General features: G+C 74.2%; 20 protein-coding genes and 1 tRNA gene. 7 read left to right on the top strand and 14 right to left on the bottom strand.

The window, feature by feature from the left end:
* Positions 1-247: 247 nt before the first annotated feature.
* The 3 genes from HDA31_RS03985 to prmC all read right to left on the bottom strand — a co-directional run bounded on the left by HDA31_RS03985 (position 248) and on the right by prmC (position 2,680).
* On the bottom strand, positions 248-859 hold the full coding sequence (locus HDA31_RS03985) for an arsenate reductase/protein-tyrosine-phosphatase family protein (RefSeq protein WP_178066250.1): 612 nt from the start codon (positions 857-859) through the stop codon (positions 248-250).
* Positions 860-1,510, bottom strand: coding sequence for an L-threonylcarbamoyladenylate synthase (locus tag HDA31_RS03980; protein WP_178066251.1), 651 nt, complete (start codon positions 1,508-1,510; stop codon positions 860-862). It abuts the gene before it with no gap.
* Between the two features lie 159 nt (positions 1,511-1,669).
* Complete coding sequence (gene prmC / locus HDA31_RS03975) at positions 1,670-2,680, bottom strand: peptide chain release factor N(5)-glutamine methyltransferase (protein ID WP_178066252.1); 1,011 nt, start codon at positions 2,678-2,680, stop codon at positions 1,670-1,672.
* A 77-nt stretch (positions 2,681-2,757) separates the two neighbouring features.
* Here prmC and HDA31_RS03970 point away from each other — a divergent pair, with 77 nt between their 5' ends.
* Positions 2,758-4,308 (top strand): GGDEF domain-containing protein, encoded by a 1,551-nt coding sequence (locus HDA31_RS03970; RefSeq protein ID WP_074472762.1) that lies wholly within the window; start codon positions 2,758-2,760, stop codon positions 4,306-4,308.
* Between the two features lie 44 nt (positions 4,309-4,352).
* Here the strand turns inward: HDA31_RS03970 and prfA are convergent, their stop codons facing one another.
* The 4 genes from prfA to thrB all read right to left on the bottom strand — a co-directional run bounded on the left by prfA (position 4,353) and on the right by thrB (position 9,482).
* Positions 4,353-5,441 carry a peptide chain release factor 1 gene (gene prfA, locus HDA31_RS03965; RefSeq protein ID WP_178066253.1) on the bottom strand — a complete coding sequence of 363 codons (1,089 nt, stop codon included), beginning with the start codon at positions 5,439-5,441 and terminating at the stop codon, positions 4,353-4,355.
* Positions 5,442-5,555: 114 nt separating this feature from the next.
* Entirely contained in the window at positions 5,556-5,780 is a 225-nt protein-coding gene (gene rpmE, locus HDA31_RS03960; protein ID WP_043966028.1) for a 50S ribosomal protein L31, read from the bottom strand.
* A 361-nt stretch (positions 5,781-6,141) separates the two neighbouring features.
* Positions 6,142-8,232: a transcription termination factor Rho gene (rho, locus tag HDA31_RS03955; protein WP_178066254.1), complete on the bottom strand. Its 2,091-nt coding sequence runs from the start codon at positions 8,230-8,232 to the stop codon at positions 6,142-6,144.
* Between the two features lie 296 nt (positions 8,233-8,528).
* On the bottom strand, positions 8,529-9,482 hold the full coding sequence (thrB, locus tag HDA31_RS03950) for a homoserine kinase (RefSeq protein WP_221486555.1): 954 nt from the start codon (positions 9,480-9,482) through the stop codon (positions 8,529-8,531).
* A gap of 112 nt (positions 9,483-9,594) precedes the next feature.
* On the opposite strand from thrB, the gene HDA31_RS03945 reads away from it, so the two are divergent.
* Positions 9,595-10,014, top strand: coding sequence for a hypothetical protein (locus tag HDA31_RS03945; RefSeq protein WP_074472759.1), 420 nt, complete (start codon positions 9,595-9,597; stop codon positions 10,012-10,014).
* Here the strand turns inward: HDA31_RS03945 and HDA31_RS03940 are convergent.
* The 7 genes from HDA31_RS03940 to argS form a co-directional block, all read right to left on the bottom strand.
* The gene (locus HDA31_RS03940) at positions 9,930-11,174 is read right to left on the bottom strand and encodes an MFS transporter (RefSeq protein ID WP_178066255.1); all 1,245 of its coding nucleotides are present in this window, start codon (positions 11,172-11,174) and stop codon (positions 9,930-9,932) included. The genes HDA31_RS03945 and HDA31_RS03940 overlap by 85 nt on opposite strands.
* An 11-nt stretch (positions 11,175-11,185) precedes the next feature.
* Positions 11,186-12,007: a polysaccharide deacetylase family protein gene (locus HDA31_RS03935; RefSeq protein ID WP_178066256.1), complete on the bottom strand. Its 822-nt coding sequence runs from the start codon at positions 12,005-12,007 to the stop codon at positions 11,186-11,188.
* 156 nt (positions 12,008-12,163) lie between these two features.
* Complete coding sequence (locus HDA31_RS03930; protein WP_178066257.1) at positions 12,164-15,415, bottom strand: efflux RND transporter permease subunit; 3,252 nt, start codon at positions 15,413-15,415, stop codon at positions 12,164-12,166.
* 236 nt (positions 15,416-15,651) lie between these two features.
* Positions 15,652-16,701 carry a threonine synthase gene (gene thrC / locus HDA31_RS03925; protein WP_074472755.1) on the bottom strand — a complete coding sequence of 350 codons (1,050 nt, stop codon included), beginning with the start codon at positions 16,699-16,701 and terminating at the stop codon, positions 15,652-15,654.
* Between the two features lie 166 nt (positions 16,702-16,867).
* On the bottom strand, positions 16,868-18,175 hold the full coding sequence (locus HDA31_RS03920) for a homoserine dehydrogenase (RefSeq protein WP_043966014.1): 1,308 nt from the start codon (positions 18,173-18,175) through the stop codon (positions 16,868-16,870).
* An 8-nt stretch (positions 18,176-18,183) separates the two neighbouring features.
* Complete coding sequence (gene lysA / locus HDA31_RS03915; protein ID WP_178066258.1) at positions 18,184-19,569, bottom strand: diaminopimelate decarboxylase; 1,386 nt, start codon at positions 19,567-19,569, stop codon at positions 18,184-18,186.
* A gap of 171 nt (positions 19,570-19,740) precedes the next feature.
* Positions 19,741-21,405 carry an arginine--tRNA ligase gene (gene argS / locus HDA31_RS03910; protein WP_178066259.1) on the bottom strand — a complete coding sequence of 555 codons (1,665 nt, stop codon included), beginning with the start codon at positions 21,403-21,405 and terminating at the stop codon, positions 19,741-19,743.
* Between the two features lie 99 nt (positions 21,406-21,504).
* On the opposite strand from argS, the gene HDA31_RS03905 reads away from it, so the two are divergent.
* The 5 genes from HDA31_RS03905 to HDA31_RS03885 all read left to right on the top strand — a co-directional run bounded on the left by HDA31_RS03905 (position 21,505) and on the right by HDA31_RS03885 (position 24,914).
* A complete protein-coding gene (locus HDA31_RS03905; protein ID WP_178066260.1) occupies positions 21,505-22,320 on the top strand; it encodes a thioredoxin-like domain-containing protein in 816 nt (271 codons plus the stop codon).
* Between the two features lie 34 nt (positions 22,321-22,354).
* Positions 22,355-23,035: a DUF305 domain-containing protein gene (locus HDA31_RS03900; RefSeq protein WP_178066261.1), complete on the top strand. Its 681-nt coding sequence runs from the start codon at positions 22,355-22,357 to the stop codon at positions 23,033-23,035.
* 189 nt (positions 23,036-23,224) lie between these two features.
* Complete coding sequence (locus tag HDA31_RS03895) at positions 23,225-23,917, top strand: winged helix-turn-helix domain-containing protein (protein ID WP_074472750.1); 693 nt, start codon at positions 23,225-23,227, stop codon at positions 23,915-23,917.
* A 65-nt stretch (positions 23,918-23,982) separates the two neighbouring features.
* Positions 23,983-24,054: transfer RNA gene (locus tag HDA31_RS03890), tRNA-Arg, on the top strand.
* A gap of 173 nt (positions 24,055-24,227) precedes the next feature.
* Positions 24,228-24,914, top strand: coding sequence for a TetR/AcrR family transcriptional regulator (locus tag HDA31_RS03885; RefSeq protein WP_178066262.1), 687 nt, complete (start codon positions 24,228-24,230; stop codon positions 24,912-24,914).
* Positions 24,915-24,966 lie beyond the last annotated feature (52 nt).

The raw sequence follows: 24,966 nt of genomic DNA, 5'->3' as shown, positions 1-24,966 counted from the left end.
GGAGCCGGTCAGGTACGGACCCGTTCAGAATGACCCGGACGGCGGCTAACCCCGCCGCTTTTCCCCAAAGGGGTACGAAATTCGCGAGAAAGACACGCGACGCGCGCCGCCGGCTCCCGGGGAGGGGCACGCCGCCGGGCCCCGGGCCCAGCGCGGCGGACTCCCCCACAGTCGCTCGGGGCAGCCGGCGGGTCAGCCCTCCGCAGCCGGCTCAGGGTAGCCGGCGGGTCAGTCCCCCGCAGCCGGCTCAGGGCAGCAGCGCGGCGGCCAGCGGGTGAACGGTCTCCTCGATCTCGTCGGCGACCCGGCTGAAGCACTGGTCGCCGCGCCCCCACGGGTCGTCGAGGTCGTCGGTGTGCAGCGGGGCCGCGCCCTCCCGGGCGGCGTGCACGGCGGCGACCAGGGCCACCCCCCGGGCGTACACGGCGTCGCCGGTGGCGTCGGCCGGAGGCAGCCCGGCGGCGTCCACGGCCGCCAGCAGCCGGCCGAACTCGCCGAGCACGAACGTGCGGGGCGCGGCGTCGGGGCGCAGCGCCACCACGTACTCCTGCTGGTCTGCGGTGGCCGTGAGCACCAGGTCGGCCGCGTCGATGAGATCGGAGCGCAGCTTGCGGGCGGCGAAGCCGGCCACGTCGCCGCCCCGGGCGGTCAGCTGGCGGGCGGCCGGCGGGTTCATCTCCTCGCCCGCGTGCCACCCCCCGGTGCCGGCGCTGTGGCTGTGCAGCAGCGCGTCGGCGTCGGCCGGGTCGACGCCGCGCCGCGCCAGCCGCTCGCGGACGGCCAGCGCCAGCAGCCGCTCCGCCATCGGCGAGCGGCAGATGTTCCCCATGCAGACGTGCAGGACGGTGAACGGCGGCACTCAGCCCACCCGGCTCTCGACGAGGTCCGGCACGACGTCGCGCAGTTGCTCGACCGGGATCGCCCCGGCGCGCACCAGCGTCGGCGTCTCGCCGGTGAGGTCGACGATGGTGCTCGGCACCGGGTCGGGACACGCCCCCGCCTCCAGGTAGGCCCGCACCGTGTAACCGAGCTGTTCCCGGGCCGCCTCGGCGGTCACCGCAGCCGGCTGGCCCACCTTGTTGGCCGACGCCACCGCCATCGGGCCGGTCTCCCGCAGCACCTCCAGGGCCACCGGGTGCAGCGGCATCCGCACCGCGACCGTGCCGCTGCCCGTCTCGTCGCCGAGGTCCCACGACAGGCTCGGCGAGTGCTCCACGATGATCGTGAGCGCGCCCGGCCAGAACGCCTCGACCAGGTCGCGGGCCGACCGGGGCAGCGTGAAGACCAGGCCGTCGAGGGTGTGCCGGGACCCGATCAGCACCGGGGGCGCCTGCCGGGTGCCGCCCTTGGCGTCCGAGAGCGCCCGCACCGCGTACGGGGTGAAGGCGTCCGCGCCGATCCCGTAGACCGTGTCCGTCGGCAGGACGACCAGCTCGCCGTTCTTGACGGCCTCGATGGCAGCGGCGATGCCGCGGTCCCGGTCGGCGAGCGACCGACAGTCGTAGAGCATCACGAGAAGTCAGTCTGCCACGCCCCGGCCCGGTCGGCGTCGTCGGCGTGAACGGGTCCCACAGGTCCGGATGCGACCGCCTCCGCGAGGCGCGGCGGGCGGCCGGTCACCGACGGCGCGCGGTCACCGACGGGCGGGCCGGCAACCGGCGGCGGGCGGTCACCGGGCGGCGGCCGGCAGCCGGCGGCGGGCGGTGGTGAACCGGGGCCGCCCGGCCAGGTCCCGGTGCTCCTCGACCACCTCGTACCGGCCGTCGGCGGCCAGCAGCGCGGGCACCGCCGCGCCGTGCGTGTCGTCGTGCTCGACGCCGAGCACCCCGCCGGGGCGGAGCAGCAGCGCGGCCCGGGCCAGCACCGGCCGGATCACGTCCAGCCCGTCCGCCCCGCCGAAGACCGCCTCGTCCGGGTCGTGCGCCGCCACCTCCGGGGGCACCTCGACCGCCCTCGGCACGTACGGCGGGTTGCACAGCAGCACGTCCACCCGCCCCTCAAGGCCGCCCAGCAGGCCCGGGTCGGTGACGTCGGCGGCCACCACCTCCACCGGGCGATCCCCGGCGGCGGCCCGGTCGGCCGCGTTGCGCCGCAGCCACGCCAGCGCCGCCGGGGACCGCTCCACGGCCACCACCCGGGCGGCGGGCGTCTCCTGGGCCACGGCGAGGGCGATCGCCCCCGACCCGCTGCACAGGTCGACGACCAGCGGGCTGCCGGCGGTCGCGGGCGCGCCGGCCGGCGCGGCGCCGCTGGCCGCCGACCCGCCCGGGACCGCCGACCCGCCTGGGCCCGACGACCCTCCGCCGCCGGACCGTAGCCGGGCCTGGTCGACGCCCCAGCCGGCGAGCAGCTCCGTTTCCGGGCGGGGCACGAAGACGCCGGGGCCGACCGCCAGCTCCAGGTGTCGGAAGGCGGCCGTGCCGGTGAGGTGCTGGAGCGGCTCGCGGGTGGCCCGCCGGGCGACCAGGGCGTCGTACCGGTCGAGCTGGTCGGGGGCGAGGCCGTCGGCCAGCGCCAGCCGTCCCCGGGGCACGCCCAGCACGTGCGCGGCGAGCAGCTCGGCCTCGGCGCGGGGGGCATCGATCCCCGCCGCGGCGAGGACGCGGGCGGCGCGGGCCACCGCCACCGTGGGCCTGAGGCGTTCTGACCCTTCGGACGGGTGTTGCGGACGGGAGGTCACGACATAATCATGAAGCGTCGCGGACCCGCGCCACGAGTTGGTGCCTCCGTGTGCACACACCGACAGGGAGGTCGCGGGTGGGGTGGCTCAACCGGGTCAACGACCAGGTTGACGTCCTGACACGGGCACGCGCCCTGCAGGAGGTGAGTCGCTCCGCCGAGTCGTGCCTCCTGCTCGACGGCGTGATCCGCAGCACGGACGACCAGTACGCCCGGGCCGACGCGCTCGTGCAGCGCCTCTCCGCGTTGATCAATCTCGGGCGCACCGCCGAATACACCCGGGCCATCGAGGAGGCGTCCGCCGCCGTACGGGACCTCGCCGAGCCCTACCTGCACGGGCACCTCAACGCGCTGGCCGCGCTCGCCGCCCACCATCAGGGGGCGCTCGACCGGTGCGTCACCCACCTGGTGAAGGCGGCCCGGGCGCTGGGCGCGGTCGAGGACCCGGACCGGGACACCGCCTGGGGCTGGCACGACCTGGCGATGGCCTACTCCTACCTCAGCTTCCACGGGTACGCGCTCGGCGCGATCGAGCGCGCCCGCCAGCTCGGGCTGGCCGCCGGCATCCCCGAGGAGACGTTCGCCGCGCCCGGCATCCGGCTGCGCAACGCGGTCGCCCTCGACCACAACGGCGACAGCGACGGCTGCCTGCGGGTGCTGCGGGACGTCGCCGCCGACCTGGGCCGGTTCCTGCGCGGCGGGCGCGCCGAGGAGCTGCGCCCGAGCAGCCTGGCCGCGTACGGCTACGCCGCCGCCCGACGGGCCGCCCTCGGCGACCGGGTGGAGACCGCCGCCGACGCCGACCCGAACCGCCTGCTCGGCCACGGCGCGGACAGCGCCCGCGCCCGGGACATGCGCCAGCTCGGCCAGGTCTGCCTGGCCATCGCGGCCGGCAACCCGATCGAGGCGATCACCCGGCTCGACACCGCCCGGGTCTCCAACGAGACCCTCGGCGCGGCGGAGCCGGCCCGGCTGCGCAGCATCGCGTACGCCCGGGCGGGCGACCACGCGGCGGCCCACCGGGCCGACCGGCACGCGTTCCGCCTCGCCGCGCAGCGCAACGACCGGCTGCGGGACGTCTACATCGACGGCATCGCCGCCCGGATCGACCACGAGGAGATGCGGCGGGAGGCGGCCCGGTTCGAGGGCGAGGCGCTCACCGACCCGCTGACCGGCCTGCCCAACCGCCGCCGGCTGGAGCGCTACATCGCGGCCGTCGTGGCCGGCGGGGAGCGGGTGGTGATCGGGGTGTGCGACCTCGACGGCTTCAAGGCGGTCAACACCCGCCACGGCCACCACTCCGGCGACCTGGTCCTCCAGCGCATCGCCGGGGTGATCAACCGGGTCATGCGCCGGGGCGACTTCGTGGCCCGCTACGGCGGCGACGAGTTCGTGGTGGTGCTCTCCGGTGCGGGCATGGCCGAGGCGGCCGACGTGGCCCGCCGGATCGAGGCGGCGGTGCGCACGGAGGACTGGGAGGCGCTGGTGCCGGGCACCCCGGTCGGGGTGACCATCGGCTTCGCCGAGGTCGAGGCCAACGGCCCGGGCCTGCGCGGGGCGATCGGCGCGGCGTTCGAGACCGCCGACCGGGAGATGCTCGCCGCGAAGAACCGCCTCCGCGCCGGCTGAGCCCCCGTGCGGGGCGCGCCCCGCCGCAGGCCCGCCGGCACGCCTCAGCGGCGGGTCAGCTCCGGGTCGCCGGCCAGCCGCGCCGCGCGGTCCGCGTCGGCCAGGGCGTCCAGCACGCCGTCCAGCTCACCGGCGAGGGCCAGGTCGAGGTTGTACGCCGTGTAGCCGATCCGGTGGTCGGTGATCCGGTTCTGCGGGAAGTTGTACGTGCGGATGCGCTCCGAGCGGTCCACGGTGCGCACCTGGGCCTTGCGGGCGTCCGAGGCGGCGGCGTCGGCCTGCTCCTGGGCGGCGGCCAGCAGCCGCGCCCGCAGGATGCGCATCGCCTGCTCCCGGTTCTGTAGCTGCGACTTCTCGTTCTGGCAGGAGACGACGATCCCGGTCGGCACGTGGGTGATCCGCACCGCCGAGTCGGTGGTGTTGACCGACTGCCCGCCCGGGCCCGACGAGCGGAACACGTCGATCCGCAGGTCGTTGGCGTCGATGGTGACGTCGACGTCCTCGGCCTCGGGCAGCACCAGCACCCCGGCGGCGCTGGTGTGGATGCGCCCCTGCGACTCGGTGACGGGTACGCGCTGCACCCGGTGCACGCCGCCCTCCCACTTGAGCCGGGACCACACCCCGTTGCCGCCCTCCGGGACGCCCTTGGTCTTGATCGCCAGCGAGACGTCCTTGACTCCGCCCAGGTCGGAGTCCTGCGCGTCGATGACCTCGGTGAGCCAGCCACGGCGCTCGGCGTACCGGGTGTACATCCGCAGCAGGTCCCCGGCGAACAGGGCCGACTCCTCGCCGCCCTCGCCGGCCTTGATCTCGACGATCACGTCCTTGGCGTCGTGCGGGTCGCGCGGGATCAGCAGCTCGGCGAGGCGCTCCTCCAGGGCGGGCAGCCCGGCGGCGATCGCCTCCGCCTCGCCGGCGAAGGACGGGTCCTCGGCGGCCAGCTCCCGGGCCGCGGCCAGGTCGGCACGGGCCTGCTCCAGCTCACCGGCCGCCTTGTGCAGGGGCGACAGCTCGGCATAGCGGCGGCCGACCCGGCGGGCGACGCCCTGGTCCGCGTGGATCGCCGGGTCCGCGAGGCGCTTCTCCAGCTCGGCGTACTCGTCGAGGAGGGCCGCCAGCCGCTCGCTGCTCATGCTCGGGTGCTCCTTCGACGACGACGTACCGGCCGGCAGCATCCGGACGGAAGCGGGCAATACGGACAGCGCCCGCGCCCGGCGGGAAGCCGGACGCGGGCGCCGAACGTGGAGCTACTTGGCCTTCTTGGCCTGAACCTTGGCGTACTTCTGCTGGAACTTGGCGACCCGGCCGGCCGTGTCGAGAACGCGCTGCTTACCGGTGTAGAACGGGTGGCAGGCGCTGCAGGTCTCGACGTGGATGGAACCGCCCTTGGCGGTGCTGCGGGTCGTGAAGGTGCTGCCGCAGGAGCAGGTGACCTCGGTGGTCGTGTACTCCGGGTGGATGTTGGGCTTCATGTCGCCTCGGTCCTCTCGCTTGGTGGTCGCCGGGTCGCCCGTGCGGCCCCGACACGTGCGTCGGGATCGGGCGTGAACCGGAACCGGTGGCCGATTGACCAGTGTGCCATGGGCGTGAGCCGGCCCCTCGCGCGGGCCGCACAGCAGGTCCGGCTTGGTCAACGTGCCGGTCCCCTCCCGCATTCCCCGGGTGCAAGGAAGGGCACCTTGTTAACGCATCCGGTAGAGAAGGGTCCCCTTCTCACCACCCGGACCGGGGGCGCGGGGCGCGCGGAGGGGGCACGGGGCGCGCGGGGCGCACACCGCGCGGAAGGGCACGGCCGCTCACGGCCGTGCCCTTCCGCGCGTACTGCCTACCGGATCACTCGCCCGGTGTGGACTTCGCGATCTGCATCAGGAACTCGATGTTGGTGCGGGACTGCTTGAGCCGGTCCAGCAGGAGGTCGAGCGCCGCCTGCGAGTCCAGCGAGTGCAGCACCTTGCGGAGCTTGTGGATGATGGCCAGCTCCTCCGGCGCGAGCAGGATCTCCTCCTTGCGCGTGCCCGAGGCGCTGACGTCCACGGCCGGGAAGGTGCGCTTGTCGGCGATCTTCCGGTCGAGCTTCAGCTCCGCGTTGCCGGTGCCCTTGAACTCCTCGAAGATGACCGTGTCCGCCATGGAACCGGTCTCCACCAGCGCGGTGGCGAGGATGGTCAGCGAGCCGCCGTTCTCGATGTTGCGGGCCGCACCCAGGAAGCGCTTCGGCGGGTAGAGCGCGGTGGAGTCGATACCACCCGACATGATCCGGCCGGAGGCCGGCGCCGCCAGGTTGTACGACCGACCGAGCCGGGTCACCGAGTCGAGCAGCACGACCACGTCGTGCCCCAGCTCGACCAGTCGCTTCGCCCGCTCGATCGCCAGCTCCGCCACCGTCGTGTGGTCCTGCGGCGGGCGGTCGAACGTGGCCGCGATGACCTCGCCCTTCACCGACCGCTGCATGTCGGTGACCTCTTCGGGCCGCTCGTCCACCAGCACCACCATCAGGTGGCACTCCGGGTTGTTGTGCGTGATGGCGTTCGCGATCGCCTGGAGCACCATCGTCTTGCCCGCCTTCGGCGGCGAGACGATCAGCGCCCGCTGGCCCTTGCCGAGCGGCATGACCAGGTCGATCACCCGCGTCGTCAGGATGTGCGGCTCCGTCTCCAGCCGCAGCCGCTCCTGCGGGTAGAGCGGGGTGAGCTTGTAGAACTCCGGCCGCCGCCGGGCCTCCTCCGGCTCCATCCCGTTGATCGTGTCGAGCCGCACCAGCGGGTTGTACTTGTCCCGCCGCTGCTCGCCGTCCCGGGCCGCCCGCACCGCGCCGGTGATCGCGTCGCCCCGGCGCAGGCCGTACTTCTTGATCTGGGACATCGAGACGTAGACGTCGTTCGGGCCGGCCAGGTAGCCGGTGGTCCGGACGAAGGCGTAGTTGTCGAGCACGTCGATGATGCCGGCGACCGGGACGAGCACGTCGTCCTCGCTCACCTGCGGCTCGCGCCCGCCGCTACCGCCACCGGCGGCGCCGTCGCCTTCGCCGCGCTCGCCCCGGCCCCGGCGGCGGTCGCGGAAGCGGCTGCGCCGGCCCCGCCGGCCGCCGCCCTCGTCGTCGTCGTCGCCGCCGTTGTCCCGCTCGGCGCGCTGACCCCGGTCGTTGCGGTCGTTGCGGTCGCCACGGTCGGTCCGCTCGTTGCGGTCGGCCCGCTCGTTGCGGTCGCCACGCTCGGCCCGCTCGCCACGGTCGTTGCGGTCACGCTCGGCCCGCTCGGACCGGTCGCCCCGCTCGTTGCGGTCCCCGCCGCGGTCGGTGCGGTCGGTGCGGTCGGCACGGTCACCGCGCTCGGCCCGCTCGGCCCGGTCACCGCGCTCAGCCCGCTCGGCCCGCTCGGTCCGCTCGCCGCGCTCGGCCTGGTCCCGGCTGCCCCGCTCCCGACGCCCCTCGACCCGCTCGGCGGGCTCGGCGACAACGGTGGCGGCGGCCGGCGGCTCCTCGGCCCGGGGCTCCGCCGGCCGGGTCTCGGCCTCGGCGGGCCGGGACTCGGCCGCCGCGACGGCCCGGCTGCGCCGGGTCCGGGTCCGGCCCTCCGCCGGGGCGGCGGTCGGCTCGGCCGGGGCCCGCTCGGTGCCCGACGGGGCCTGGGTGACCTCGGCGCGCACCTCCTCGCGGGCCGGAGCGGCGGCGGCCGTGGCCTCGGCCCGTGGACGAGGGGTCCCGGCGGCGGCGCCGCCCTGCCGCTCGGAGATCGCGCTGATCAGCTCGCCCTTGCGCATGCGAGCCGTGCCGGAGATGCCGAGCGACGCGGCCAGGCTCTGGAGCTCCGGCAGCAGCATCGCCGACAGCCCGGTGCCGCTACGCCGACGACGGGTGGGGGCAGCGGCGGTGGCATCGCCAGCGACGTTGGAAACATCCGACGTCACGTCGGTGGTGTCGCTCAATGGATTCCTTCCCTCGATAGGCCGGGACTGCCCGGAGTCGACAAGCAGGTGGCCGGGCGGCCTCGGTGCACCCGCCTCGCATGACGCGTCGCGGGAGACTGTGACACAGCAGCCGGTCGGTTTCCCCGACTCACCAACCTCGGTGAGCAGGTCTCGCCGTCTGCGGCGACCTGCGGAAACTGCGGTGCGGCGTGGGCCTTAGGCAGGGGTGACGGGCTGACCGCCGATAGCTTCGGGGGTGCGCCGACCCGCAGGAGGATCGCATGCTTCGCGGCTGTGCTAAGTCTAGAGCGTAATCAACTCTTCCGACCTGCGGCAACAGGGTCCCGCTCGGCGTGTTCAAGTGTACCCCGCGCGACACGCGCTCCGCGGCTGTCTATACCCAACGACCAGACCTGCCAACCGGCCCCGGGCGCGAAATGTTCCGCGGGCTCGGTGAGCGCCAGCACGGTGGGCCCGGCCCCACTGACCACCGCCGCCACACCGGCCGCACGCAGCGCTGACACCAGCGCCGACGAGCCCGGCATACCGGCGGCGCGGTAGTCCTGGTGCAGCCGGTCGACCGTGGCGGGCAGCAGCAGCGCCGGCTCGGCGGTCAGGGCGTGCACCAGCAGCGCCGCCCGGCCGGCGTTGAGCGCGGCGTCGCCGTGCGGGACCGCCGCCGGCAACGCGGCCCGGGCCACGGCGGTCAGCCCGCGCTCGGCGGGCACGAAGACGATCGGGCGCACCCCCTCGGCCACGGCCAGCGAGACCGCCCGGGCGCCGGTCGGCTCCGTCCAGGCGATCGTGAAGCCGCCGAGCAGGCAGGGCGCGACGTTGTCGGGGTGCCCCTCGATCTCGGCCGCCAGCCGCAGCGCGCCCGCGTCGTCCAACCGGGTCGCGCCGTCGACGACCAGGGACCGGGCCAGTTGCACGCCGGCCACGATGGCGGCCGACGAGGAGCCCAGCCCACGGGCCTGCGGGATCCGGTTGACGCACTCCACCGCGAGGCCCGGCGGCTGCGCGCCCAGCGCGTCGAAGGTGGCCCGCATGGCCTGGACGACCAGGTGCGACTCGTCGGCGGGCAACTCGCCCGCGCCCTGCCCGGACACCGTGACCCGGACGCCGTCGGGCACCACCTCGGCGGCCACGTCGTCGTGCAGGCCGAGCGCCAGCCCCAGCGCGTCGAACCCCGGCCCGAGGTTGGCGCTGGTGGCGGGGACCCGGACCTTCACCGGCCCGGACACGAATGTCGTCGGCACGACGCTCATGCTAGGCCGCCGCACCGGCCCCGCACCGGCCCCGCGGCGTCCCGCCCGGCCCGTGGGACGTGACGCCCTTCGCTAGCCTGACGGCCGACGGGTCCGCAGGGAGGGGAACGGCGTGGAATTCCTGGGGTACGCGGCCGTGCAGACGGCCACCCAACTGCCCACCGTGCTGGTGCTGGTGACCGGGCTGGTCCTGGCCGCCGTGAGCCGCCACCGCCTGCGGGGCCCCTCGCGGGCCCTGCTGCTGGCCGGCGTGGTGGTCCTGCTGGTCACCGCCCTGCTCAACATCGCCTGGCTGGTCGCCCTGCCCCAGCTCTACTCCTCCGCGTGGTCGTCGCTGCCCGCCGGCACGGTCGCCCGCTACAGCGCGGCGGTCGGCGTGGTCTTCGCCCTGCTGCACCCCACCGGGCTGGGTCTGGTGATCGCCGGGGCGCTGACCGGGCGCGCCCCTCACGCCGCCCCCGTCGGACTGGCCTCGGCGACCGGGTCGGTCAGCGACAGCCGCCGGGTGGCGACCCGCCAGCCGAGCGCGTAGACCAGGGTGACCAGGCCGCAGCCGGCCAGCACCACCCGCTCGTCGACCAGGTCCACCACCCCGGCCACCACCAGCTGGCTCACCGAGATCGCCAGGGTGGCCAGCATCATGTCGGTGGCGAAGACGCGCCCGCGCAGCCGGTCCGGCACCTCGCCCTGGAGGGCGAAGTTCGACATCACCCAGTTGCTCCCGCCGGCGAAGTGCGCGACGAACACCAGCGCCAGCACCAGCGGGAACCAGTTCACCACCGCCGTGCCCAGGTAGGCCAGGCCGTACAGCGACATCGACAGCGCGAGGCCGGGGAGCAGCCAGGCGCGGTTCGTCAGCACCCGGCGCATCAGGATCGGCCCGACCAGCGCGCCCGCGCCGCGTACCGCGAAGAGCAGGCCGACGCCGATCGCGCTCACCCCGTAGACGCCGGCGAGCAGCGGGAAGACGGTCAGCACCCCGTTGCCGAGCCCGACCGCCGACTTCACCGTGACCAGGCCGAGCACCCGGGGCCGGTGCCCGATGTAGCCGAGGGCCTCCCGGATCGCCGCCCAGGTGCGCTGTGCGGGCACGGCGGCGTCGCGGGGGGCCTGCAACGGGCGGCGGATCAGCCCGGCGAGGCCCGCCGCCAGCGCCAGGCCGCCGGCGGCCACCCAGAAGCAGGCGTACGGCCCGGCGGCGGCACTGAGCACGCCGCCCAGCGACGCGCCGACGACGGTCATGGTGCCCCAGGCCGAGCCGGCGATCGCGTTGCCGGCGGCCAGGTCCTGCGGGTCGAGGACGTTGGGCAGGGCGGCCTGGGCGGCCGGCGAGTAGAACGCCTTCGCCACCGCCACCACGGCGATCGCCACCATCGCCAGCCACGCCGTGCCCGCGCCCCGGACGCCCAGCAGCAGGAGCACGCCGAGCAGCGCGGCGACGTTGGCCGCCATCATGATCTTCTTGCGGTCGAACCGGTCCGCGATCGTCCCCGTGTACGGCAGCAGCAGCGCCACCACGCCGGTGTCCAGGGCGAGCACAAGGGCGCCCCAGACCCCGCTGCCGGTCAGCTTCGGCAGCAGGACGAGCAGCGGCACCATGACGAACCAGTCCGCGCCGAAGACCACCAGTTCGGCCAGGAAGAGGTTGCGGAAGCTGCGGTTGCGGACCAGGACCGAGAGGGTGGGAGACACGTACGGGAAGCCTACCCGCCGGGCTGCGGCGCGCCCGCCTGCCGCAGCAGCTCGGAGACGGTGACGAAGGTGAAGCCCCGGCCCCGCAGGCCCGTGATCATGTCGGGCAGGCCGCGCAGGGCGACCAGCCGGCGGGCGTCCCCGACGTCGTGGGCGAGCAGGATCATGCCCGGTCGCACCCCGGCGACGACCCGCCGGGCGTGCCCGGCCGGGTCGTCCGGGAACCGCGCCTCGGCCATCTGGAACGACCAGAGCACGAGCCGGTAGTCCAGCCGGGCGGCGGCGTGCAGCACCGCGCCGCCGAGGTGCCCGTACGGGGGACGCAGCAGCCGGGGGGCGACCCCGACGCCCTCGGCGATCGCGTCGTGCGCCCGGCTCAGGTCGTCGTGTACCTCGTCGGCGTCGTGCCGGGCGAGGTCGTGGTGCGCCCAGCTGTGGTTGCCCACCTCGTGCCGGCCGAGCCGGCCGCGCAGCAGGCCCGCGTGCTGCCGGACGCGCTGCCCGACCAGGAAGAACGTTGCCGGCACGGCATACCGCTCCAGGGTGTCGAGCACCATCGGGGTCCACTGTGGGCGGGGACCGTCGTCGAAGGTGAGCGCCACCAGCCGCTGGCCGGTGCGGGCGCCCCAGACGACCGACACCTCGCCGTCGCCGACCTGCTGCGCGTCGCCGCCCACGGTGGCGCTGGCCGGGCCGCCGGCCAGGGGCAGCCGCCGGTCGGCGATCCAGGTGGACTGGGCCGTGACGCCGGCCCCGACGAGCGCGCCCCCGGCGAGCAGCCCGGCCCGGCGCAGCACCGCCCGCCGCCCCCACCGGCCCGCGCCGTCCGCCATGCCCGCTCCCGCGCGACAGCAGGTCACCCGACGCGACCCGACACCGTCAGTATGCGACCTCTGACGCAACGCAACCGGTCGGATGCGCGACCCGGGCGGACGCGCGCACGCCCCCGCCGGAGTGGAACCCGGCGGGGGCGTGCGCGGTCGCGGCGGTTACTCGGCCGGCGGCGGCAGCGGCGACTGCCGGCTCTTCGGCAGGCGCAGCACCTCGAACTGGTCGGTGCCGTCCACCAGGGCCGCCGACGGCGCGGCACCGGCGGGCACGGGCTCGGCGGCGGGCACGGGCTCGCCGGCCGGCGTCGGGCCGGCGTCGGCGGGCTCCACCGGCGGTACGCCCCGACGACGCTGCCGGCGGGCCCGCAGCGACTCCTTGGTGTTCTCCACCATCGTGTAGAGGGTCGGGACCAGGATCAGGGTGAGCATGGTGGAGCTGAGCAGGCCACCGATCACCACGATCGCCAGCGGCTTGGAGATGAAGCCGCCCTCCCCGGTCAGGCCGAACGCCATCGGCAGCAGCGCGAAGATCGTGGCGACGGCCGTCATCAGGATCGGGCGCAGCCGCCGCCGGCCGCCCTCGATCACCGCCTCGCCGACGCCCATGCCCTGCGCCCGGTACTGGTTGATCAGATCCAGCAGCACGATGGCGTTGGTCACCACGATGCCGACCAGCATCAGCACGCCGATCAGCGCCGGCACGCCCAGCGGGGTGCCGGTGGCCAGCAGCAGGCCGATCGCGCCGGTCGCCGCGAACGGCACGGAGATCAGCAGGATCAGCGCCTGGGTCAGGCTGCGGAACGTCGCCACCATGATCAGGAACACGATCGCGATGGCCGCGAGCACGGCCAGCCCCAGGTCGGCGAACGCGTCCGCCTGGTCGGCGCTGACGCCGCCGATGCTGATGGTCGCGCCGGGGACGTCGATGGCGTCCAGCTTCTTGCGCAGCTCCTCGGTGGTCGCGCCGAGGTTGGCGCCGGTCGCCGTGCCGGTGACCGTGACGCTGCGCTCCCCGTCGATGCGGGTCACCTGCTGCGGCCCCTCGGCCTGGGTGATGTCGGCGATGTCGTCGAGCTTGACCGGGCCGACGCGCAGGGCCCGCAGCTCCTCCACCGTCAGCGGCGGCTGCGCGCCGGAACGCAGCACCACGTCCTGCTGGCCGCCGTCGAAGGTGACCTGCCCCAGCGGGGTGCCCCGGTAGACCTGGGCCACGAGCTGCCCGACGGCCGCCTCGGTGAGCCCCGCCCGCGCCGCGGCCAGCCGGTCCACGGTCACGTCCACCCGCGGCACCCGCTCGGCCAGGCTGGTCGAGACGTCCTCGACGTCGGCCGTGCCGGCCATGGCGGCCCGCGCCTGCTCGGCGGCCCGGGTCAGCACCTCGGTGTCCGCCGCCTGCACGACGACCTCGAGCTGGTTGGTCGACCCGCCGGCGTCGGCCCCGCCGAAGCTCAGCTCGCCGACGGAGGCGCCGAGGGAGTCGAACTCGCGGCGCAGCTCCCGCTTCACCTCCGCGACGTCGGTCTCGCCGTCGAGCGTCACCGAGAAGGTGGCGGCGTTGTTGCCGCCGCCGCCCGCCCAGGGCTGGTCGCTGCCCCCGGCGCTGACCTGGTAGGTCTCGACGCCCTCGGCCCGGTCGAGCACCGACTCGACCTGGCGGGCCGCCCGGTCGGTGGCGGCCAGGCCGCTGCCCGCCGGGAGCTGCTGGGTGATGGTCAGCGTGTCCTGACCGGAGTCGTCAAGGAAGTTGGTCTTCAGCGCGCCGGAGAGGACGAACGTGCCGAGCAGCACCACCAGCCCCAACGCGACGGTGATCCAGCGGGTGCCCCGGCTGCGGGTGGCGAACCCGATCACCGGCAGGTAGCCCCGCTGGAGCGGGCTGCGCAGCTCCTTCTCCTCGGCGGCCCGGCGCGCGGCTTCGTCGTCCGCCCCGCCCTGCTTCGGCTTGAGGAACCAGTAGGCCAGCACCGGGATCACCGTGAGCGAGACCAGCAGCGAGGCGAGCAGGGCCACCGTCACGGTGATCGCGAACGGCGCGAAGAGCTGCCCGACGAAGCCGCCGACCAGCGCGATCGGGGCGAACACGGCGACCGTGGTCAGCGTCGACGCGGTCACCGCGCCGGCCACCTCCCGGACCGCCGCGAGGATCGCCTGCCGCTTCGGCTCGCCGTATTCCAGGTGGCGTTTGATGTTCTCCAGCACCACGATCGAGTCGTCGACCACCCGGCCGACCGCGATGGTCAACGCGCCGAGGGTGAGCAGGTTGAGCGAGTAGTCGCCGATCCACAGCGCGATGAGCGCCACCAGCACCGACAGCGGGATCGACACGGCGGTGACCACGGTGGAACGCACCGACAGCAGGAAGACCAGGATGACCACGACCGCCATGACCAGGCCCAGCAGGCCCTCGGTGGTGAGGCTCTCGATGGACTTCTCCACGAACGGGGCCTGGTCGAACACGACGGTCAGGTCCGCGCCGGAGGCCGAACGCAGGTCGGCGAGGCGGTCGCGGATCTCGTGGGAGATCTCGACGGCGTTGCCGTCCGGCGCGGCGATGACGGCGATGCCGAGGCTGTCCCGGCCGTTGGTGCGGGTGAACGAGGTGGGCGGGGCGAGCTGCTGCTCCACGGCCGCCACGTCGCCGAGCTTCACCGGGGCCGTCTTCGGCGCGGTGGAGGCGAGCACGATGCCCTTGAGGTCGTCGACGGAGCGGATCGGCGTGCCCACCTGGACGGTGAGGGCCCGCGAACCGTCGCTGACCGCGCCGGCCGGCACGGCGACGCCGTTGGTCTTCAGGGCGGTGCCGATCGCGGTCGGCGCGAGCTTCGCGGCGGCCAGCTTCGCCGGGTCCGGCGTGATCGTGACGACCTGCTCCCGGGTGCCGGTCACCGCGACGGTGCGGACCCCGTCGATGCCCTCCAGCTCCGGCACGACGGTGTCGCGCAGCCGGTCGGCCAGCGCCCGCTCGTCGCCGCCGCCGCCCGAAGCGGCGATGACCACGGCCGGGAGGTCGTCGGTGGTGCCGGTGAGGATCTGCGGGTCGACGCCCTCGGGGAGCAGGCTGTCGATCCGGTTCAGCGCGGTCTCCATCTTGTTGACCACGTTGTCCAGGTCGGTGCCGAACGTGAACTCCACCTGGACGGTGGCCGAGCCCTCGCGGGAGGTGGAGGTGACCTTCTCGAGCCCGGGGATGCCCTGGATGCTGTTCTCGATCGGCTCGGTCACCTGCGACTCGACGATCTCGGGCGCGGCGCCGGGGTAGACGGCCACGACGAACGCGCCCGGGAACTCCAGCGACGGCAGGAGTTGCTGCTTCAACGACGGGACGGCGAACAGACCGAACAGCGTCGTGACCACCGCGATGAGGGCGACCAGCCCTCGGTTGGCGAGGCTGAATCTGGCGAGCAGCGACATCGGCGTGGCTCAACTCCTGGGAAGAGAAGGATGGGACGACTCGGTAACGAAGAGTGTGCCCGACCCCATCATCCCGGTTGGGCCAGGGGTCGCGCTGCCCCGCCCCGACGGCGTGTCCCGCCCGTCGCCGCGCGGGCCGCGCCCGCCGCCCGTGGACCCGACGGCCCGTCACCCCCCATCACCGGCCCGCCCGACCGGCCACGTCGGCGCTCGGCGGGCCGCCGCCCGGCGCGGGCTCAGGCCAGATCGAGGGAGCGGGCGGCGGCGAGGGCGTCGTTGCCGATGGTGATCGGGGCGGGGGCCGTGGAGATGGCCCACTCCGGGTCCTTCAGGCCGTGCCCGGTGACCGTGCAGACGACCGTCGAGCCGGCCGGAACCCTGCCGGCGGCGGCCTGCTGGAGCAGCCCGGCGACGCTGGCCGCGCTGCCCAGCTCCACGAACGCGCCGACCTCGCGGGCCAGCAGCCGGTAGGCGGCCAGGATCTCCCGGTCGCTGACGGCGGCGATCAGGCCGCCGGAAGCGTCCCGGGCGTCGACGGCCTTCGTCCAGCTCGCCGGGTTGCCGATCCGGATGGCGGTGGCGATGGTCGACGGCTCGTGCACCACCTGGCCGGTGACGATCGGGGCGGCCCCGGCGGCCTGGAAGCCGTACATCTTCGGGGCCTTCGTGGCGTTGCCGTCGCGCAGGTCCTCCGAGTAGCCCATCCAGTAGGCGGAGATGTTGCCCGCGTTGCCGACCGGCAGGCAGTGGATGTCGGGCGCGTCGCCGAGCGCCTCGACGATCTCGAAGGCGGCCGTCTTCTGCCCGTGCAGGCGGTCGGGGTTGACCGAGTTGACCAGCGCGACCGGGTAGTCCTGGGCGAGCTTGGCGGCCAGCGCCAGGCAGTCGTCGAAGTTGCCGGTGACCTGGAGCAGCCGCGCGCCGTGGACCAGCGCCTGGGCCAGCTTGCCCAGCGCGATCTTGCCCTGCGGCACCAGCACGGCGCAGGTGATCCCGGCGCGGGCCGCGTACGCGGCGGCGGAGGCGCTGGTGTTGCCGGTCGAGGCGCAGATGATGGCCTTGTCGCCGTGCTCGACGGCCTTGGAGACCGCGAGCGTCATGCCCCGGTCCTTGAACGAGCCGGTCGGGTTGGCCCCCTCGACCTTGAGATAGACGTCACAGCCGAGCCGGGCGGAGAGCACCGGCGCGGGCAGCAGCGGGGTGTTCCCCTCGTGCAGGGTGACGACCGGGGTGGCGTCGGTGACCGGCAGCCGGTCCCGGTACGTCTCGATCAGACCCCGCCACATGTCGCTCTCCTCACCTCTACCGCCCCGCCGACAGGCCGGGCACACCCAGCGTGGACCAGCCTCGCCGACCGGCGCGCGCCGCACCTGAGCGTAACCACCAGGCGAGACGCCCACGCGCACGCCGTGGTGGGCGCGCCGCCCGCGCGGGAGCCGGCGGGCAGCCGCGTCAGGCCCCGCCCTCGACCCGCAGGACGCTCGCCACCGACCGCACGATGTCCAGCCCGCGCAGCTCCTCCACGGTGGCGGCGAGCGCGGCGTCCGGCGCGACGTGGGTGACGATGACCAGCTCGGCGTCGCCGGAGCCGGCCGGACCGTCCGCCGAGCCCTGCCGGACCGTGGCGATGGACACGTCGTGCCGGGCGAACACCCCGGCCACCGCCGCGAGCACGCCCGGACGGTCGGCCACGTCGAGGCTGATGTGGTAGCGCGTCAGCGCCTCCCCCATCGGCCGCACCGCGAGGTCCGCGTACGCCGACTCGCTGGGCGCGCGCACCCCGGCGAGCCGGTTGCGGGCCACCGCCACCACGTCGCCGAGCACGGCGCTGGCGGTCGGCGCACCGCCCGCGCCCCGGCCGTAGAACATGAGCTGCCCGGCCGCCTCGGCCTCGACGAAGACCGCGTTGAACGCGTCGCCGACGCTGGCCAGCGGGTGGGTCAGGGGGATCATCGCCGGGTGCACCCGCACGCTGACCGTCTCCCGGCCGGCGGCGTCGCGGCCCCGGGCGGCGATGCAGAGCAGCTTGATCGTGCAGCCCATCGCCTTGGCGCTGGCGACGTCGGCGGCGGTGACCTCGGTGATCCCCTCGCGGTGCACGTCGGCGGCGGTGACCCGGGTGTGGAACGCCAGCGAGGCGAGGATCGCCGCCTTGGCCGCCGCGTCGAAGCCCTCCACGTCGGCCGTCGGGTCGGCCTCGGCGTAGCCCAGCTCGGTGGCCTCCTCCAGGGCCTCGGCGAAGCCGGCCCCGGTGGCGTCCATCGCCGAGAGGATGAAGTTGGTGGTGCCGTTGACGATGCCGGTGACCCGGTTGACCCGGTCGCCGTGCAGCGAGTCGCGCAGCGGGCGCAGCAGCGGGATGGCCCCGGCGACCGACGCCTCGTAGTAGAGGTCGGCGCCGCCCTCGGCCGCCGCGTCGTGCAGGGCCGGGCCGTCCTCGGCGAGCAGCGCCTTGTTGGCGGTGACCACGCTCTTGCCCGCCCGCAGCGCCTCGACGAGCCAGCCCCGGGCCGGCTCGATGCCGCCGACGACCTCGATCACCACGTCGACGTCGTCCCGCTTGATCAGGCCGAGCGGGTCGGTGGTGAACAGCGCCTCGTCGACCGGCAGGTCGCCCCGGTCCCGGCCGAGCCGGCGCACGGCGATGCCGGCGATCTCCAGGGGCGCACCGATGCGGGCCGCGAGGTCGGCCGACTGCTCGTGCAGCAGCCGTACCACCTCGCTGCCGACCGTTCCGCAGCCGAGCAGCGCCAAGCGCACAGGTGAGGTCATCCGACGTCCAATGCGAGCAGGTCCTCTTCCGTCTCCCGCCGGACGATCAGTCGCGCCCGGCCGGCGCGCACCGCCACCACCGCGGGGCGGGGCACGTGGTTGTAGTTGCTGGCCATGCTCCGGCAGTAGGCACCCGTCCCGGGCACCGCGACAAGATCTCCGGCCTGCACGTCAGCGGGCAGGAATTCATCCTTCACCACGATGTCCCCGGACTCACAGTGCTTTCCCACCACGCGGGCGAGCAGCGGCTCGGCCGTCGAGGCCCGGGAGGCCAGCGTCGCCGAGTACGACGCGTCGTAGAGGGCGGTGCGGATGTTGTCGCTCATCCCCCCGTCCACGCTCACGTAGGTGCGGATGCCGTCGACGTCCTTGACCGTGCCGACCTCGTAGAGCGTGAACACCGCCGGGCCGACGATGGCCCGGCCGGGCTCGATGGACAGGCGCGGCACGGCCAGCCGCTCGGCGGCGCACTCCCCGTCGACGATCTTGCGCAGCCGCTTGGCCAGCTCCTGCGGGGTCGCCGGGTCGTCCTGGGTCGTGTACGCGATGCCGAAGCCGCCGCCCAGGTCCAGCTCGGGCAGCTCGACGCCCCGGGCGTCGCGGATCTGCGCCTGCAGGGCGAGCACCCGGCGGGCGGAGACCTCGAACCCGCTGGCGTCGAAGATCTGCGAGCCGATGTGCGAGTGCAGCCCGCGCAGGTCGAGCACGCCGTCGTCGATGACCTGGAAAGCGGCGGCGGCCGCCGCCCCGCCGGCCAGCGAGAAGCCGAACTTCTGGTCCTCGTGCGCGGTGGCGATGAACTCGTGGGTGTGCGCCTCCACGCCGACGGTGACCCGGATCAGCACGGCGGGGCGGACCCCGCGCTCGCGGGCCAGCGCGGTGAGCCGGTCGATCTCGGTGAACGAGTCGAGGACGATCCGCCCCACCCCCGCGTCCAGGGCCCGGGTCAGCTCCGCCACCGACTTGTTGTTGCCGTGGAAGCCGATCCGCTCCGCCGGCATCCCGGCCGACAGCGCGGTGGCCAGCTCCCCGCCGGTGCAGACGTCGAGGAAGAGGCCCTCCTCGGCGATCATCCGCACCACCGCCCGGCACAGGAACGCCTTGCCCGCGTAGTAGACGTCGGCGTCGGGGAAGGCCGCCCGGAAGTCGCGGCAGCGCGAGCGCAGGTCGTCCTCGTCGAGCACGTACACCGGGGTGCCGAACTCGGCCGCGATCTCGCGCACGCCGAGCCCGCCGACGGCGAGCGCGCCGTCGGCGGCCCGGGTCACCGTGCGCGGCCAGAGCTGCGGCACCAGGGCGTTGACGTCGATCGGGGTACGCAGCCACGCCGGTCCCCGGCTGCCGATGTCGCCGTGCAGCGCGCCGGCCTCGTGAGCCCGCATCAGTGTTCTCCGCTTCGCGGCTGCGGGGTTCGCAAGCTCACTCCTCGCGCTCGCATGCACCGGTCTCCGCTTCGCGGCTGCGGGGCTCGCAAGCTCACTCCTCGCGCTCGCATGCACCGGTCTCCGCTTCGCGACTGCGGGGCTCGCAAGCTCACTCCTCGCGCTCGCATGTCACATCCTCTCCGGGGCGGACACGCCGAGCAGCCGCAGCCCGTTGGCGATCACCGTGCGGGTGGCGTCGTTGAGCCAGAGCCGGGCCCGGTGCAGGTCGGTGACCTCCTCGTCGCCGCGCGGCAGGATCCGGCAGTTGTCGTAGAACCGGTGGTACGCCCCGGCCAGCTCCTCCAGGTAGCGGGCCACCCGGTGCGGCTCCCGCAGCTCGGCGGCGGTGGCGACCACGGCCGGGAACTCGGCGAGCGCCTTGAGCAGGTCGTTCTCCTTGTCGTGGGAGAGCAGCTCGGGGCGGAACGCCTCGGCGTCGCCCCGGGTCAGCCCCACCTCGGCCGCGTTGCGGCCCACGCTGGCGGTGCGCGCCGCCACGTACTGCACGTAGTAGACCGGGTTGTCGCGGGTGGCCCGGGTCCACAGCTCCACGTCGATGTCGATCGGCGAGTCGCTGGAGTAGCGGGCCAGCGCGTACCGGGAGGCGTCCACGCCGATCGCGTCGACCAGGTCCTCCAGGGTGACCACGGTGCCGGCCCGCTTGCTCATCCGCACCGGCTGCCCGTCGCGGACCAGGTTGACCAGCTGGCCGATCAGGATCTCCAGGTTGACGGCGGGGTCGTCGCCGAAGCAGGCGGACATCGCCTTCATCCGGCCGATGTATCCGTGGTGGTCGGCACCCAGCATGATCACCACGCGGTCGAAGCCGCGCTCACGCTTGTCGAGGTAGTACGCGCAGTCCGCGGCGAAGTACGTCCACTCGCCGTTGGACTTGCGCAGCACCCGGTCCTTGTCGTCGCCGAAGTCGGTGGTGCGCAGCCAGGTGGCCCCGTCGGCCTCGTAGAGGTGGCCCTGCTCGCGCAGCCGGGCCAGGGCGTGGTCCAGCTCGCCTCGGTCGTGCAGGTCCTTCTCGTTGAAGTAGGTGTCGAACTCCACCCCGAAGTCGCGCAGCGAGGACCTGATCTCCTCGAACATCAGCTCGACGCCCTCGACCCGGAACACCTCCTGCGCGGCGGCGTCGCCCAGCTCCAGCACGTCGGGCCGCCGGCTGCGGACCTCGGTGGCGATCTCCGCGATGTACGCGCCGCCGTAGCCGTCCTCCGGGGCGGGCTCGCCCTTGGCGGCGGCGAGCAGGGACCGGGCGAACCGGTCGATCTGGGAGCCGGCGTCGTTGAAGTAGTATTCCGTGCCCACGTCGGCGCCGGTCGCGCGCAGCAGCCGGCTCAGCGCGTCGCCGACGGCGGCCCAGCGGACCCCGCCGATGTGCACCGGGCCGGTCGGGTTCGCCGAGACGAACTCCAGGTTGATCTTCTGGCCGGCGAGGGCCGTGCCGGCGCCGTACGCCGGGCCGGCCTCGACGATCGACCGGGCGAGCTGCCCGGCGGCGGCGGCGTCGAGCCGGATGTTGAGGAAGCCCGGCCCCGCGATCTCCACCGACTTGACCCCGGGGGCCCGGCCGAGCTGCTCGGCCAGCGCCGTGGCCAGCTCCCGCGGCGGCACGCCCACCTTCTTGCTCAGCTGGAGCGCGAGCGTCGAGGCGTAGTCGCCGTGCTCGGGGTTGCGCGGTCGCTCGACGGCGGTGCGCCCCGGAAGCGCGGAGCTGTCCAGGCCCCGGTCGGCGAAGACTGCGTGGGCTGCGGAGAGGACGACCTCGGCCAGTTCTGCGGGAGTCACCGAACCATGTTATCGGGGGTAGACTCGGTCACTCGGCGGCCACCCTGCGCGTGAACACCGTCCGCCACCCACTCTGACCGACCGACCTGACGAGGCACGATGAGCATCAGCACCCCGGGCGGCCCGGAGCGCCGTCCGACCGTGGTCACCACCGGCAAGAAGCCGGCGGCGGGCCGGCCGGCGCCCGGCGCCAAGGCCGGGGCCGGCAAGTCGACGGGCGACGCCCCACGCCCCTCGGCGGGCGGCAAGGGCAAGGGCCCCCGCAAGCCGATCGCACCGGTGAAGGTCAGCCAGGGCCGCTCGTGGGGCCCGATCGCGCTGTTCACCGCGGTCGGCGTGCTCGCCGTCGCCATCATCGGCTTCGGCGCCTGGGCGACGTTCCAGGGCTCGAAGCCGTGGGAGGACCGGGCCGCCGACATCAGCGGCATTGTCAACTTCCGCAAGACGGACCCGGATCTGGTCAAGGGCAGCAACCACCAGCAGGGCTCGATCAAGTACGCCCAGGCCCCGCCGGTGGCCGGCCCGCACAACGCGACCTGGCAGAACTGCATGGGCGACGTCTACGACGCCCCGATCGCCAACGAGCACGCGGTGCACAGCCTGGAGCACGGCGCGGTGTGGATCACCTACCGCCCCGACCTGCCGGCCGACCAGGTGACCAAGCTCAAGGAGCGGGTCCAGGGCCAGGAGAAGCTGATGCTCAGCCCGTACGAGGGGCTGGACAAGCCGATCTCCCTCCAGGCGTGGGGCTACCAGCTCAAGGTCGACAACGCCGACGACAGCCGGATCGACGAGTTCATCAAGACGCTGCGGGTGAACGCCTCGATCGAGGGTCCCACCGCCAACTGCGGCCAGCCGGGCATCACCGCCACCGGCACCACGCCGCGTGACGGCGCCGCGATGCCCACCCAGTGACCCGGGACCGAGACCACCGAGGACGAGGACACCGATGACCGCACCCACGACGACGGAACCCGACACGGCCGAGGGCCCGGCGACCGGCGACGACGGCGGCGCGACGGGCGCGCGCCGACGCTTCGGCACCCTCGCGGTGGTCGCCGCCGTCGTGGTCGGCCTCCTCCTCGGGTACGCGGGCGGCCTGCTCACCCCGAAGCTCACCCGCCCGGGTGACGCCTCGGCCGAGGCGGGCTTCGCCCGGGACATGACCACCCACCACGCCCAGGCGGTGGAGATGGGGCTGATCGCGTTCCAGCAGGGCACCGACGCCGAGGTGGTCAGCATCGGTGGCGACATCGCCACCGGCCAGCAGGGCGAGATCGGCACCATGCAGACGTGGCTGCGCTCCTGGGGTCTCGACCCGACCGGGTCGCAGCCCCGGATGGCGTGGATGCCCGACGGCGCGGCGTCGATGAAGAACGGCCTGATGCCGGGGATGGCCACCCCGGAGCAGATGGCGAAGCTGCGGGACACCCCCCGGGGCCGGGAGAAGGACGTCCTCTTCCTGGAGATGATGATCCAGCACCACCTGGGCGGCGTGCACATGATCGACGGCATCCTCAAGGCCAGCGACGACTCCGAGGTCGTGCGGGTGGCCCAGACGATGAAGAACACGCAGCAGACCGATCTGACCAACCTCACGGCCGCGCGCGACCGGCTCTCGAAGGGCTGACCCGCCGGATTCCGGCATCGAAGGCCCGCGCCCCGCCGACCCCGGCGGGGCGCGGGCCTTTTCCGGGCCGCTCCCGCGCCCATCAGCACCCCGTGTCCGTTTAGATGGCGTCTGACCCTTTGGCCAGCTTGAGAGAGTTTTCTACCTACATATCGTGACCAGTTGCGATTCGGGCTCGTTGCGCAGGACGTGGGGGTTGCACTCAGAGACGCACGGCGGTCGGTCACCAGCTGGTGCCGACGCCACACCATCGGCGGTGACGGGACGGTGGCAGCCGTCCGTCGCGGACAGCGGCAGGGCGAGCCGGGAGCCCTCAGCCGCGAACAGGAACTGGAGCTGATCGACGTCCTGCGCGGCGTCCACCCCGACGAGTTCGGCCTGGACGAGGAGCTGTGGACGCGGCAGAGCCTCACCACGCTCGTCCAGCGCCGCTTCGACCCCCGGGCCGACGCGGGCGCCGTCGGGGCGTACCTGCGGGCCTGGGGGTTGGGTCCGCGCGAGCCGCGCGAGCGCGCCTGCGGGCTCTGCGTCGGCGCGGTCGAGCGCTGGGTACGCCTGGAGTACCCGGCGATCACCCGGGCCGCCCAGGAGCACCTCGCCGAGGTCTACTGGCTCGGCCGGGTGCGGCTGCGCGGCACGATGCCGGCGGCCGACGTGATCTCCGCCGTGTCGTCCCGGGGCCGGGTCCGCTTCATGATCACCACCCCGTCGGTCGACCCGCCGCTGCCCCGCGACTTCGTGCTGCGGCTCAGCGGGGCCGAGGAGAACCCGGTGCACCTCATCGTCGACGGCTCCTGGCCGAAGAACGAGTGGCCGCGCCGGCTGCCCCGGCGGATCGCCCTGCACCCGCTACCGAGCTGCGGACGGGCGATCGCGGCCTGACCCGCCGGGCCCGATACCGATTCGGCGTTCGGTGAGGACGTTTGCTAGTCTTCTCCCGTCGCTGAGCCCCCGTAGCTCAGGGGATAGAGCACCGCCCTCCGGAGGCGGGGGCGCAGGTTCGAATCCTGCCGGGGGCACCTGAGCAGATCAGCACGAAAGGCCGCCGACCAGGGAAAACCCGGTCAGCGGCCTTTATCGTGTGTCCGGCTGCGCCCTACCGTCGGCGCTCTCCCCGTTCGTGGGGTCGTGGTCGACGCACGAAGCCGGCCGCGCCTTGCGGTGGACGAACGCGTTCGTTACGATCGCGTTCATGAGTCCTCGGCGCGTTCCCGTGAGTCGCCGCGACCGCCCCGCCAAGCCGCCGCTGAGCCGGGACGGCGTGGTGAGCGTCGCCCTGCGCGTCATGCGCGAGGAGGGGCTGGAGCGGGTCACGATGCGCCGGCTGGCGGCGGAGCTCGACACCGGCCCCGCCTCCCTGTACGTCTACGTCGACAACCTGGCCGAGATGCACGCCGCCCTGCTCGACGCGCTGATCGCGGATCTTCCGCTGCCGTCCGGCGACGAGCCCCGGCGCTGGCGGGAGGACCTGATCGACCTGCTCGACGCGTACATCCGGATCCTGATGGGCTATCCGGGCCTGGCCCGGTCGGCGCTGGTGCTGCGCCCCTCCGGGCCGCACTACGTCCGGCTGGCCGATGCGGTGCTGGGCCTGCTGCACGCGGGCGGCATCCCCGTGCGGCAGGCCGCCTGGGGCATCGACCTGCTGTTGCAGCACGCCACGGCCACCGCCGCCGAACAGGGCACCCGGGGCGAGTCGGCCGACGCCGACAGCGAGGTGCGCCACCAGGTGTCGGCCGTGGCCAATGCCGATCCGGACGACCACCCCCACCTCCACCGCGCCCGCGGCGAGCTGTTCTCCGGCACGGGCGAGCAGCGGATGCGGTGGGCGTTCACCACACTGCTCGACGGCCTCGCCGCCGGCCGGGCCGGCGACTGACCGCCGCCCGGCCGCGCGGCGGCCTTCCGTGACCATTCCGAACGCGTTCGTC

Origin of the sequence: Micromonospora carbonacea, assembly GCF_014205165.1 — a bacterium.
Taxonomy (GTDB): Bacteria; Actinomycetota; Actinomycetes; order Mycobacteriales; family Micromonosporaceae; genus Micromonospora; species Micromonospora carbonacea.
Note: the sequence above shows the minus strand (reverse complement) of the source record. Positions and strands in the feature narration are given on the sequence as shown.

Excerpts from the sequence above, each read along its gene's own strand:
- HDA31_RS03905 (WP_178066260.1), top strand. The coding sequence starts at position 21,505 with ATGAGCATCAGCACCCCGGGCGGCCCGGAGCGCCGTCCGACCGTGGTC.
- thrC (WP_074472755.1), bottom strand. The coding sequence starts at position 16,701 with ATGTGGCGGGGTCTGATCGAGACGTACCGGGACCGGCTGCCGGTCACC.
- rpmE (WP_043966028.1), bottom strand. The coding sequence starts at position 5,780 with ATGAAGCCCAACATCCACCCGGAGTACACGACCACCGAGGTCACCTGC.
- HDA31_RS03900 (WP_178066261.1), top strand. The coding sequence starts at position 22,355 with ATGACCGCACCCACGACGACGGAACCCGACACGGCCGAGGGCCCGGCG.
- HDA31_RS03885 (WP_178066262.1), top strand. The coding sequence starts at position 24,228 with ATGAGTCCTCGGCGCGTTCCCGTGAGTCGCCGCGACCGCCCCGCCAAG.
- prfA (WP_178066253.1), bottom strand. The coding sequence starts at position 5,441 with ATGAGCAGCGAGCGGCTGGCGGCCCTCCTCGACGAGTACGCCGAGCTG.
- HDA31_RS03930 (WP_178066257.1), bottom strand. The coding sequence starts at position 15,415 with ATGTCGCTGCTCGCCAGATTCAGCCTCGCCAACCGAGGGCTGGTCGCC.
- HDA31_RS03935 (WP_178066256.1), bottom strand. The coding sequence starts at position 12,007 with ATGGCGGACGGCGCGGGCCGGTGGGGGCGGCGGGCGGTGCTGCGCCGG.
- lysA (WP_178066258.1), bottom strand. The coding sequence starts at position 19,569 with ATGCGGGCTCACGAGGCCGGCGCGCTGCACGGCGACATCGGCAGCCGG.
- HDA31_RS03980 (WP_178066251.1), bottom strand. The coding sequence starts at position 1,510 with ATGCTCTACGACTGTCGGTCGCTCGCCGACCGGGACCGCGGCATCGCC.
- thrB (WP_221486555.1), bottom strand. The coding sequence starts at position 9,482 with ATGAGCGTCGTGCCGACGACATTCGTGTCCGGGCCGGTGAAGGTCCGG.